12 protein-coding genes and 1 pseudogene are annotated in these 12,015 nt (G+C 41.0%); 3 read left to right on the top strand and 10 right to left on the bottom strand.

Features of this window, described 5'->3' with window-relative positions; genetic code table 11:
- The first annotated feature begins 250 nt into the window (after nucleotides 1-250).
- Nucleotides 251-1,768: a bifunctional glycosyltransferase/class I SAM-dependent methyltransferase gene (locus KSMBR1_RS05490; RefSeq protein WP_099324418.1), complete on the top strand. Its 1,518-nt coding sequence runs from the start codon at nucleotides 251-253 to the stop codon at nucleotides 1,766-1,768.
- A gap of 160 nt (nucleotides 1,769-1,928) precedes the next feature.
- On the opposite strand, the gene KSMBR1_RS05485 is transcribed toward KSMBR1_RS05490, so the two are convergent.
- From KSMBR1_RS05485 to KSMBR1_RS22670, 4 genes are all read right to left on the bottom strand, one after another.
- Nucleotides 1,929-2,564: a LamG-like jellyroll fold domain-containing protein gene (locus KSMBR1_RS05485; protein WP_099324417.1), complete on the bottom strand. Its 636-nt coding sequence runs from the start codon at nucleotides 2,562-2,564 to the stop codon at nucleotides 1,929-1,931.
- A gap of 146 nt (nucleotides 2,565-2,710) precedes the next feature.
- Nucleotides 2,711-2,986 (bottom strand): group II intron maturase-specific domain-containing protein, encoded by a 276-nt coding sequence (locus KSMBR1_RS23210; protein ID WP_099323535.1) that lies wholly within the window; start codon nucleotides 2,984-2,986, stop codon nucleotides 2,711-2,713.
- Between the two features lie 18 nt (nucleotides 2,987-3,004).
- Nucleotides 3,005-3,472 (bottom strand): reverse transcriptase domain-containing protein, encoded by a 468-nt coding sequence (locus KSMBR1_RS22675; protein WP_099324416.1) that lies wholly within the window; start codon nucleotides 3,470-3,472, stop codon nucleotides 3,005-3,007.
- Nucleotides 3,472-3,900, bottom strand: coding sequence for a reverse transcriptase family protein (locus tag KSMBR1_RS22670; RefSeq protein WP_099324415.1), 429 nt, complete (start codon nucleotides 3,898-3,900; stop codon nucleotides 3,472-3,474). Before KSMBR1_RS22670 ends, KSMBR1_RS22675 begins: the two co-directional genes overlap by 1 nt.
- Nucleotides 3,901-4,573: 673 nt before the next feature.
- Here KSMBR1_RS22670 and KSMBR1_RS05465 point away from each other — a divergent pair.
- Nucleotides 4,574-4,860 (top strand): annotated as a pseudogene (locus KSMBR1_RS05465) (ISAzo13-like element transposase-related protein).
- Between the two features lie 300 nt (nucleotides 4,861-5,160).
- On the opposite strand, the gene KSMBR1_RS05460 reads toward KSMBR1_RS05465, so the two are convergent.
- The 5 genes from KSMBR1_RS05460 to KSMBR1_RS05440 form a co-directional block, all read right to left on the bottom strand.
- On the bottom strand, nucleotides 5,161-5,373 hold the full coding sequence (locus KSMBR1_RS05460) for an enoyl-CoA hydratase-related protein (RefSeq protein WP_099324413.1): 213 nt from the start codon (nucleotides 5,371-5,373) through the stop codon (nucleotides 5,161-5,163).
- A 6-nt stretch (nucleotides 5,374-5,379) separates the two neighbouring features.
- Nucleotides 5,380-5,589 (bottom strand): DUF2283 domain-containing protein, encoded by a 210-nt coding sequence (locus KSMBR1_RS05455; protein WP_099324412.1) that lies wholly within the window; start codon nucleotides 5,587-5,589, stop codon nucleotides 5,380-5,382.
- A gap of 241 nt (nucleotides 5,590-5,830) precedes the next feature.
- A complete protein-coding gene (locus KSMBR1_RS05450; protein ID WP_099324411.1) occupies nucleotides 5,831-7,045 on the bottom strand; it encodes an efflux RND transporter periplasmic adaptor subunit in 1,215 nt (404 codons plus the stop codon).
- Between the two features lie 30 nt (nucleotides 7,046-7,075).
- The gene (locus tag KSMBR1_RS05445; RefSeq protein ID WP_099324410.1) at nucleotides 7,076-7,807 is read right to left on the bottom strand and encodes a CBS domain-containing protein; all 732 of its coding nucleotides are present in this window, start codon (nucleotides 7,805-7,807) and stop codon (nucleotides 7,076-7,078) included.
- 35 nt (nucleotides 7,808-7,842) lie between these two features.
- A complete protein-coding gene (locus KSMBR1_RS05440; protein ID WP_099324409.1) occupies nucleotides 7,843-8,961 on the bottom strand; it encodes an AI-2E family transporter in 1,119 nt (372 codons plus the stop codon).
- A 377-nt stretch (nucleotides 8,962-9,338) separates the two neighbouring features.
- Here KSMBR1_RS05440 and abc-f point away from each other — a divergent pair, with 377 nt between their 5' ends.
- Nucleotides 9,339-11,153 carry a ribosomal protection-like ABC-F family protein gene (gene abc-f / locus KSMBR1_RS05430; RefSeq protein ID WP_099326986.1) on the top strand — a complete coding sequence of 605 codons (1,815 nt, stop codon included), beginning with the start codon at nucleotides 9,339-9,341 and terminating at the stop codon, nucleotides 11,151-11,153.
- A gap of 64 nt (nucleotides 11,154-11,217) precedes the next feature.
- On the opposite strand, the gene KSMBR1_RS05425 is transcribed toward abc-f, so the two are convergent.
- Nucleotides 11,218-11,670, bottom strand: a complete 453-nt coding sequence (locus KSMBR1_RS05425; protein ID WP_157820402.1) for a response regulator — start codon at nucleotides 11,668-11,670, stop codon at nucleotides 11,218-11,220.
- Nucleotides 11,671-12,015 lie beyond the last annotated feature (345 nt).

Here is a 12,015-nt window from a genome sequence, read left to right as displayed (position 1 = left end):
CCCAAACTGGCAAATGCCTAGTTCATCGTTTCGTTAAAATGTGTACGTAAAAAAATGTCATTGCGAGTAGTGGAGCGACGAAGCAATCTCTTGTTCCCAAAAGACTTAAGATTGCTTCGCTGTCGCTCGCAACGACTGTATCAATGTAGGTATTTTAATGAAACGTTATACTAGCCCCTATTTTTGCAAAAAACTAAAGTTTAACAATTTGAGCCGAAATCCGTGGTTCCCGTCTGATTGAGCATGGCTAATGAATAATATTAAACAACTGGCATTAGAGGTTCTTCAAAACAATCGTGTGGCAGTATTTACTGTTGCTTATAATGCAGAGCAACATATCGAAGATGTACTTAATCGTATACCGAAATGGGTTGCAGAGAAATTAGCGGAAATCTATATTATTGATGATCGGTCCACCGACGACACATATAGCAAGGCACAGAATATTCAGTGGTCAGGAGAAATTGCTCCGCTACGAATTTTTCAAACACCTTATAATCAGGGGTATGGCGGCAATCAAAAACTTGGTTACAATTATGCCATCCAAAGAGGTTTTGATATTGTTGTACTTCTCCACGGTGACGGCCAGTATGCCCCCGAAAGCCTGCCCCATATATTAGCCGCTTATACAGAAAAAACAGACGCCGTTTTCGGCAGCCGTTTTTTGCAGAGAGGCGGCGCCTTGAAAGGCCGTATGCCGTTGTATAAATGGATAGGTAATCGGATTCTCACCAAAATACAAAACGCCTTGCTTAAGAGCCAGATGTCTGAAATGCATTCCGGCTACCGCTCTTACCGGGTATCAGCGCTTCGTAAGATTCCTTTTAATTATAATAGTCAGGGATTTGATTTCGATGCGGATATTATTGTGCAATTTCATGCCGCCGGTTTTAAAATAAAGGAAATTCCCATCCCAACGTATTATGGAGATGAAGTTTGTCGCGTAAATGGTGTAGCTTATGCCTGGAATTGTATTAAGACTCTTATTAAATATCGTTTGATGAATTACGAGATTTTTTATGACCCTAAGTTTGATGTAAGGGCGGATATGCAGTATCAATATACCAGTAAATCCGCAAAAAATTCCCTGCACTACCATGTTCGGAATCTTCCAATTGAAAAGGGTAAAACGTTATTAGATATTGGCGGAGGCGCCATTGGAGCTGTTTCAATGGCACATGCGGAACGGGGGGTTGACGTAACGGTTATCGACCAATGTAATGCTGTACAAAGTGATGTTCTCAAACATTATGTAGTGAACCTTGACGAACCATGGGGAGGTCAGTTTCCGGCAGAAAAATATGATTTTGCATTTTCTTTGGACGTTCTTGAGCATTTGAATTGTCCTGAAAAAGGCACTAAAGAAATTTTCAATTTTCTTAAAAGCGGTGGTAAATTATATGCAAGCACTGGTAATGTTGCATTTTTTATTCTTCGGTTGATGCTCTGTTATGGTAGTTTTAATTATGGAAGGAGAGGTATACTTGACTTAACCCATAAACGACTCATGACGGTCAATTCCTTTCGCCGTTTGCTTGAAAACTCCGGATTCAAAGTTGAAAAGATCTTGGGATTTGGGGTTCCTTTGCTGGATATGAACGGCAGTTCAAAACTCATTGCCTTTCTTGATATGACTTCATTCCGGCTGGCAAGAATCTGGCCGGGATTTTTTGCCTTTCAAATTCTGGCGATTTGCCACCGCCCCGATTCAATTGAAGACTTAATGGAACAGACATTCCAAAATAATTGTAACACTTTAGTTTTTTGAAAAAGTAGGGGCGAAGCATTTGCCCGTTTGGGCATGAACGCATTTATGACAATTTTAGCAAATGCTTCGCCCCTACACTATGCGGCAAACACCGCTATTATTGGAATTTTTCAAAAAACTAAAGTGCTACAAATAATTGAAGCGAAATACTTAGTTTCCATTAGTATTCAAAATACATTGCATGTCGTTTACCGCGTTTTATTTCCTCATTAAAGAATTGAGGGGCAACGCAACTAATATAACCATGTAGTCTGGATGGTAAAATATTCAACCGATATATGCCTTTTTCCAATCTGCACATATTACTTTCCAGTGGTTTGCCATTAACAAAAACCTTCCGATAGAAATTTCCTATTTCATTTGATTCCACAATGCCGTATTTTTCCCTGAGGATATTAAATCGTTCAAATATCTTTTGGCGGGGCATCGGGTAGGGATAAATACGAATATTTTCTGTTGTTCCATTAAAAACATGTCCCTTTTCTGCTTCCAGTATTTTAAATGCCTCAAAATTCTTTGCGAAGGATTCTACATCCTTTGACGGCATATAAGATATTTTTTTCAAGATACCGTTTACATAAAAAGACAAAGTATTGCCTGAAATTGTCCAAACAACATGATACCAACTGTTGAGCAATGTTATTTCCGCGCATTCGATGTAAGAATTTGTTTCAGGCAGATGAACCTGAAACCCCATGCCTTGCATTTGTTCAAATTCTGCATCCCAATGGAGCATAGACCACTCCCCCCGTTTCAATATGGGAGCATTATAAGGATTTTCGTTTACTTTTACCAGCTGGTAGGTTGGAGGCCATTAGCCTCCAACCCCCACTCGTCGCCAGATACTTTGGACAACGTGACAAAGCATCCTTTTTAAACCATACGTCTTTCTCGTAGTTAGCGACCCCGAAGTGTTGCTCTATAACAGAGAAAAGTCAAACATCATGCTTTAGCACACGCCTTAAGAAATTCTCTTTCGAATGAGAGTAACCCCATTTTAAAGAATCGGTGAACAGGGAAACGCTTGTTGTCTGTTCTCCATTTTCTTGAGAACTTGAAACATCTCAGTCTCATGCGTACCCAACAGTCTAATGAGCGATATACCTTTTGTACATTGCCCAGCCGAAAATAGTTGACATGCCCACGAATTACGGGGTTTAATGTATCAACGATGGCTTGCAGATTGACGCCCTGTGTACGTCTGGTGATGTCTCTGATGTTGTTCCTTCGGCAGGCTCAGGACAGGCTCTTGAGTTTGTTCAGTGATTTCGTGCTTATACCCTTATACTTGCCCTTGGAATCGTATCCGAGAAACCTGAAACCTCTTTCGAAGTTGGTGAGCTTGGTTTTATCCTCGCTCAGCTTCATTCCAAGTTTCCCTGCAATGATTTCTTTGACATAGCTGAGGGCGGCTGGGAGTTCATCTTTTGTTTTAGTCATGACAACGAAATCATCGGCGTATCGGACAAACTTATATCCAGCCTTTTCAAGTTCCTTGTCGATGATGTCACCGATAAGGTTTGCAAGCAAAGGGGAAATGACGCCTCCTTGCGGAGTGCCTTTGTTTGTCTCGTGCACGATGCCGTCCTCCATGACCCCTGCTTTGAGCATGTTCTCAATACTGTTCAAAACCCATCCATCAGCGATTTTCTCACGTAAGGAGTCCATAATAAGCTTATGGGGTATGGTGTCATAGAATGCCATTATATCGGCATCAAGGACGCTGGTATACCCTTCTGCTTATACTGTTCAAGCCGTTTGATAGCATCGTGACAGCATCTGTCAGGGCGAAATCCAAAGCTGTTATCTGAGAATCCTTTCTCAAATATTGGCTCTATGATTTGCCTGAATGCCTGCTGTACAATCCTGTCCTTAACAATGGGAATGCCAAGAGGTCTCTTGTCATGCCTGCCTTTGGGGATGTATACCCGCAGGACAGGCGCAGGGTTGTATATGGCAGTCTTGAGTTCCTGATGGATACTCATGATATTCACATCAAGATTGGACTCAAATTGCTTAATACTTACCCTGTCAAGACCAGCTTTGCCTTTATTCTTCTTTACGTGTTTGAAAGCAGCATAAAGGTTTTTCAGACTAAACACCTTGTCTCTTAATGAATGATACTTAAGCATCTCTCGATATATTCCTTTCGATTGATTACGGATAATAGATTTGTCAATCGTGTTTCCTGGGTACGGATTCTCCCAAACATAGGCAAAACAAGAGAGGCTCTTGTTACTGCTTACCTACGCAAAAGAGTTTCTTTTCTCATTGAACGTATTCAATCTGCCACTTTCATCAATTCCACTACGGTTATGCCCCTTTCATTTCCGATTCACACCGGAAACTATTATGAGCAATGCTGACGACTTCAAAGATAGACTTGTGAGAGAAGCTTGTCTATCACCATCTCATACAGCTCGGACTTCGGAATTTCCTTATACCTTGCTGTTAGGGAATTTTGCCCAAGGCGTAAGTCCTCCCCCGGTCATATGGATTACCCCTTTTCCCTTCGTGATGTATGTTCAAACGCATTAACCAGAGATGGTTTTACTTAATCTGTTTATCCATCTCCAACAAAGGACATTGTCAGTGCTTCGCTGAGAAATGGCAGTTGGCACGGAATAACACGCCACACTCATACACCCCAAAAGGTCGTCTGTACCTCGTAACTCCGTCATACCCCTCACGGGTATATGCTATCTTTCTACGCATACGGATTGCTCCATTGTGTGCGCATAGGCACAAACTTCTCTACGAGGATTAGGCTCGCAGAGGTGGTATTTTCAACCACTCAGGTATTCCATACTTCAAGGCACTCATCCCTCAGGAGCATCAAAATGGAATCCGGTAGAACATCGTCTGTTTAGTTTTATCAGTAAAAATTGGGAGGGTATCCTTTGAGGTCTTATGATGTTATGCTAAGTTTAATTGCTGGCACTACAACAACAGCGGGTCTTCTCGTACAAACCATTCTTAACGAGAAAGAATACCAAAAAGGAATCAAAATCACTGATGACCAAATGAAAGAAATAAACATAAACAAACACAGTGTCTTGCCAGATTGGAATTATACAATTTCACTTAACTAAATTAATAAAAATACCAAATTATTTTTGGACAGTGCCTTAGTTGAGTTAACAAATTGGTACCATCTACAAATATCATAGGTCGTTTTGTCATTTTTTCCTTATGCATAAATTTAAATTTGAAAAGAGTTTTGAAAAAATTTTATTCTTTAACTTTTTTATTCAAACGAAATGACACGTTTCTAATTCTGAAGATATTAAGGATATTTAGGAAAGCAACCAAGTTTTACTCACATTTCATTAAGAGTTTTTTATTAACGAAAATTAAACTTCAATTTAAATAATGCCTCTTTTTTAAAAAAATCATACACCTTTAAACATGGGCTTTCTTTTTTCCAAAAAGGTGTTTATGCCTTCCTGACGATCTTGTGTTGCAAAGCATCGGGCAAAGAGGTTTATTTCTTTCTCAAGCCTTTTCTCTATTTTCTGATTTTCGTTGAGCAGGATTTTTGCCATCTTAACGGCAATGGGGTCTTTTTGTGCTATAGTTATAGCTAATTCTTTAGTTACAGACAATCAATTCTATGTCTTTGAAAGCTCGTAATTAACCGGTAAGAGTTTATCAAGAGTTACATGTTTAGAAGCATCAAGAATTTCAATGCCTACAATTCTGTTATTCTCGCCAATATCCAGGACAATGTCATCGGAGAACCGCCGGTTTATGACATCCTGTTTTTTGTCATCAAATCTGATGTAAAGAAGGTCTGTCTTGTCGTTGTAAATGATGTTCATTTATGCCTCCCACTTTCCATAGAATACATATACGGTAACGGTTACAATCCTATTTTCTTTGATAAGGTAAAACACTTCCACTCTCTTTTGTTCATAATACTTATTGTGACGATTCTGCTTGAAATCATAAACCTTGGCTTTTCCTATCCTTCCGTATTAAGTATAGTGTCCCCGGAATTCGTATAATAAGATTTATAAATTTTCAGATAATTGATGCTTTTAGCTGTACATGGACATATTTTTATTCTTCGGATATTTTTACCCTTCTGCCGTTTTTCATTTTCTTATTCCCGTCTGTTACTATTTTCCAGCCATCTTCTAATCCTGATAATATCTCTATCATAGCATCGTAACACCTTCCTGTGCTTATGACCTTTTCCACTAACCGGTTGTTTTCAACCGTATATACAACATTCTTTCCCATCATTGTCCTGACGGCTGTTACAGGAATTGCCTTTATTGGCTTTCTTTCATCATCCGTTGCGTGTCGTTTTAAAAACGCAACCTTTGCACTCATCTCCGGCATAATGCGGGAATCTTTGTCGGCAAATGCGACTTTTACCAGTATCGAGGCCTTTGTCCTGTCCGCAGTAGGCACAATCATATGCACTTCACCGCGAAGTCTTTCTCCCGGAAAAGCATCCAGTTGGATTTCACATGGATGCCCGGCGCTTACCTGTTCAATATTTGATTCGGATACATCAACCTCCACCATGAGTGAATCGAGGTCGGCAATAGTCACTACCGACGCCCTGGCATTTGCCGCTGCTCCCACAGGAGTGACTATATCGCCAATATCGGCATTTTTCGTTAATACTACCCCATCAAAAGGTGCGCGTAAAAAAGTATAATCAAGTTGCACCTTTGCCTCGCTCACTGCCGCTTTGCCCGAGCGTATTGCGGCCTTCCCTTCTTCAACCTTTGCAATCGCAAGTTTGTATTTTGCATCTGCCGTGTCATATTCAGACGGAGAAACGACTCCCATTTGCAAAAGATTCGTTGTTCTATTGTAAGCAAGCTTCGCCTCAGTAAGTTCTGCTTCAGCCTGCTTCAGCCTGTATCTGGCGGTATTCATATCCGCCTTTGCTCTTTTCAACGCCGCAATTGCGTCCTTGTTTTCCAGGCAGGCAATAACATCTCCTTTTTTTGCCCTGCTGCCTTCTTCTACCGATAAGGATACAAGCGAGCTGGTGATCTTAGACGATATGGCGGATTTTCGCTGGGCGACAACATACCCGCTCGCATTTAAAAGGGTAAACGTCTGAGAGGGGAAAATGGTAGAAATCCCTGATACATGCACACGAATAGCAGGTTGCAGAATGCCGGTTCCATACAATATCCCCAGAACAATAATGATTCCGGCGGCGACAGAGAGATATATTTTCCCCTTTGTTTTGCCGCGCCGAACCAGAAATTTTGATTTATCGATGTGAAGATTTGTCAGATCATTACTCATTGTAGTATGCTATTTTACTGAAATGGTATGCTAGATTAAAAGATCAATAGCTCCATTCGCGACAATTGTTCTCAGGATGTCGCTCCTGGTAATTATGCCCAAAAGATGGTTGTTTTCATCAACAATTGGCATTGACCCAATATGTTCTTCTATCAATATTTTTGCAATTTCCCTCAGCTCAGTGTCAGGCGTTGCTGTAAGAATTCTTGTTTTACAAATGTCCAAAACGGTTTTCTTTTTTGGAAATGTATAAATGTTATCATGGTAAAATCCGGCATCCGTATAATGGGCATCTGCTTCATACCATTTTTGAGCAGGTGTATTGACCGGTTGTTTATCTCCGGATGCTTCGCTCTGCGCCGCCTCACGAAGTAAATCCCTGTCGGAAATAATGCCGGCAACTTTTTTATTCGGTGTGAGAATGGGCAGGTGGCGGAACCTATGTTCCCTGATAATTTCCCATGCTTCATCGAGCCTGGTATCCGGCAGAATTGTAACTACAGGAGAAGACATGATCTGATTTGCATGTAATGAATTTCTCTGGTGTGGGTATTCGGTTTTTTGGTACATAAGCGTTGATGAACTACGGGGTTTTTGTTTTTTATTTTCTCGTTGTTCCCGTTCCTGCAAATTGTCCTTGTTTTCCTCAATTCTTTTATCCTTTGCGGTATGTTGCAGCCTTTCAACCCGGCGAGGTGGCGTTGTAAACATTCCTGCAGTAAGAGGGAATCTTGTTCCCTGGTCGATTATCTGGAATCCCATTTTGCATTTACTCCCTAAACAAAGACCTCATTCCCTTAACTACCCTTAAAGAAATCGGTATTTTTGTATCTCAAAAGCCCTTCATCAATAAGCACCTTCGCCACAGCCACAATGGGAACTGCAAGCAAAAGACCCAAAAATCCCAATATCTGGCTGCATATCAAAATGGACAGTATAATAGCTACAGGGTGCAGTCCGAGTTTTGTTCCAACAATTTTTGGCGTTATTATGGTGCTTTCAAAGAACTGCCCTACGCCAAATACCGCTACGACAAGGATCAAATGGGTGATATCCTGATATTGAATAAACGCGAGTATCAGTGCGGGAACAAGGCCAAGCATTATTCCGATGTAGGGAATAACGTTCCCAAATCCACCCAGCAGGGCTATGAGGTAGGAAAGCGGTACGCCAATAACGGTCAATCCTATTCCATATATTATGGATAATATAATACAAACCGTAATCTGCCCCCTTAGAAATGCCTTCAGGTTTTCATTTATCTTCCCGAAAATCTCAAATATCTTTTCTTTTTTTGAAACCGGAAGCAGGTTCCTGCACTTTATTATAATAACGTCAAAATCTTTCAGGAGATATATGGTCACTACTCCAAAAACCACGATGTTTATTATTATTCCCACCAGACCGAAGGCTCCTTGAAAGATGTTTTTTACTGTTGCAAGGGCAAATTTCATAAGTCCCGGACGTTTCTCCTGCGTTTCTTTTTCACTGCCGTTCTGTATGCCTAGTTGTGTTTTTAAAAATATCGCAATCCCGGTATCCTTATGGTTTTCAATAAACAGTTCCACATTTTCCTGATACTTCGGATACTGTTTTTTTAATACCATGCCAACTCGCTCAATGCCATGCAAGGTTTTTGGTATTGTGTAGGCGGCCGCCCCGCCCGCCATAAACAACATGCCTGTTAAAAGTACCACTATTGCAAGACCCCGCGGCAACCCTTTTTTTAAAAATAAAAATCTTCGTTTTTCAATAATATCGAGTAATGGATCAACAATATAGGCTATCGTAAAAGCCAGAAAGAGTGATATTAAAATGCCTTTTAAATAATAGCACACCAGGAGAAACGCGGCAATTGCGCAAAGCCACAGCAGCGTTCTTATCCACATGTTTTCAAATATTTTTTGTTTTTCCATAAAAGCCTCCTTCTCTGCCGTCCTTCAGGCAGGATTATACCAATAGGGCCAACCAGCGTAATGTTTTCAATCATGTTATACAGTTTATCTCCTAAGTAAAATGTTTTTCTTAGAATTTGGCAGTCTTTGACCGCAACTTTTGGCCGGTTGTTCCCAAACCCTGAATTGACAAAGTCAGAACTAAACAAGCAAGAAAACTGTCCTCAGTCCTCAATCTGCAATCTGCAGACTGCAGATTGAGGACTGCAAAAGGTACCAGTCATGTCTGTTTCATTATTTGATTGCAGGCTGACGGCGCTGTGATAAAATCACATAAAGGGTTGTTTGTTAATACTGTTAAGGTGCAATTTAAAGAAAATAATATTTGGAGAATATCGATGGCGTTGATAAGTTTGCAGGATGTAACGATAGGTTTTGGCTGTCCTTTGTTGATTGAACACGCAAATTTGCAGCTAGAGCGGGGCGAAAAGGCATGTCTCCTTGGCCGCAACGGCGCCGGCAAATCTACCCTGCTAAAACTTATCAATGGTGATCTGATGCCTGATTCCGGAGAAATTGTGCGGCAGAAAGGATTGCGCACGGCATACCTTTCCCAGGAAATTCCAAAAAAAATAAATGGTACGGTATCCGATATACTATCGAACGAGTTCGGAAATCTGCCTTCTTCTGAACGCAAAGGCCGTCATCAAATAAATAAGATAATTTCGCAGATGCAGTTAGATGCTCATGCTGAATTCAATACCCTTTCTTCAGGCCTTAAACGAAAGGTATTGCTTGCCCGAGAACTGGTGTGTGGTCCCGGTATTCTATTGCTGGATGAGCCGACCAATCATCTGGATATCGATGCCGTCTGCTGGCTGGAAGAATTTCTACTGCGTTATGAAGGCACAATGCTTTTTGTTACCCATGACCGTTCGTTTCTAAGGAAACTTTCTACCCGTATTATTGAACTGGACAGAGGAAATCTTTCAAGCTGGTCGTGTAATTACGAAACTTTTTTGACGCGTAAACAGGCTGTTCTGGACGCAGAAGAGAAACAGCACGCACTTTTTGATAAGAAACTTGCACAGGAAGAAGTATGGGTAAGACAAGGAATTAAGGCCAGACGCACTCGTAATGAAGGACGGAAAAGAGAGTTGGAGAAAATGCGGCAGGTTCGAAGCGAGCGCAGGCAAAGAACAGGCTCCGCACTTATACAGACGCAGGAATCAGACCGTTCCGGCGCGGTTGTTATAAAGGTGGAAGGCGCAACTTACGGATATGATAATCGTCTCATTGTGAATAACTTTTCCACAACGATTATGCGGGGAGATAAGGTGGGAATTATCGGACCCAACGGTTCCGGCAAGACGACTCTTTTACGTCTTTTATTAGGGGAATTGACTCTGCAAAAAGGTAATGTTCGCCATGGCACTCAACTGCAAATAGCTTATTTTGACCAACTGCGTGCGCAACTGAATGAAGATAAATCGGTGTTTGAAAACGTTGGTGAGGGAAACGATGTGATCACCTTCAATGGCAAACCACGGCACATCATCGGATATTTGCAAAACTTCCTGTTTTCTCCGGACAGGGCACGGGTCTCAGTCAAAACACTTTCCGGAGGAGAGCGCAACCGTCTCCTTCTGGCGCGTTTGTTCACAAAACCTTCCAATGTCCTGGTAATGGATGAACCCACAAATGACCTTGATGTGGAAACCCTGGAACTTTTAGAGGAATTATTGATGGAGTATCAGGGAACACTTCTTCTCGTCAGCCATGATCGTACCTTTCTTAACAACATAGCAACCAGCACACTCGTTTTTGAAGGGGAAGGACTGATCAATGAATATGTGGGCGGGTATGATGACTGGTTAAGACAACGCACTGTACATGCACAAAACGATTTCCCGGGGAAACAGCTTCCTACAAAGTTAAAAGCGGAGAGTAAACAATCCAAACGAACACGTAAACTCAGTTATAATGAAAAACGCGAACTGGAATCCCTGCCACATCGGATTGAATTGCTGGAAACAGAACAACAGCAGTTAACTCAGACAATGGGCAATCCCGTGTTTTATCAGAAAGGGAAAGAGGAAATAGAAAAAATTAAAGGGAGAGCGTCAGCCCTGGAATACGAACTGGCAGAAGCCTTTCACCGATGGGAGGCGTTGGAAAAATTACGCAGCGAACATGAAACGGTATCATCGTAGTTCACTGCCACGTGTGGGTTCAGGTTACAAAACCTGAACCCGCGCGGGGGAACTCTATGTGTCTCTATGCGCACAATTTCTCAGTCTTTCTTTTCCTGTTAAGACGGGTCCTTTCGTGTACGCTCAATTTTTCACCAATCTTGAAATTGCATGCAACCTCTTTGTTTTCGTTGGGCAACGTTTTTATTTTCTCTTTCAGTTCAAAAAACCATGAAGGGCGTGAAGTAATTACATTCGCATGCCACGGGTGAAAATTCTTTCCGTAAAAGTTGTTATCCGTGCGCAGTATGATAGGGATGTTTTTATGCTGAATTAATATATTACCTATAACATCAACGATATCTATATCACTTATATTAACATTCATTATGACAATATCCGGCCAGTAATCATTTACTTTTTTAATCGCCGTTTTGCCGTCATTTGCCGTAATGACATTATAGCCTTCGTTTGATAATTTTTGTTTACAGAGAATACGCTGTTGTTCGTTATTTTCCAAAACCATTATTGTTTTCATAGATTTGTTCCTTTCATAATAAACTGGATGATTCCTTATATTTTCTCCATAGTTATAGTTAACGGATTTCACACAAGCAATCCTCAAAAACCGGGTATGCTGTCAAAGGGAAAAAGACAGACGCGTCTGCACAAAAAAACCAATAAAAGAATATAAAAAATATGCAGTGTACTTGTGTGTCATACAGAACAATGAGCCTTAAAAATTTGTTCCAGCACATTCATTTTTTGAAATGGTTTTTGGCGTGTATATTGACAAACGCCGATATTTTGCAACGGTTTTTCCTTCTTTTTTTTACAAAAAAAACCCCATTATCCTATTACGGATAATGGGGCTGTGTGTTGT

This window comes from Candidatus Kuenenia stuttgartiensis (genome assembly GCF_900232105.1).
In the GTDB taxonomy this organism is placed as follows: Bacteria; Planctomycetota; Brocadiia; order Brocadiales; family Brocadiaceae; genus Kuenenia; species Kuenenia stuttgartiensis_A.
This window is presented reverse-complemented; position numbering and strand designations above follow the sequence as displayed.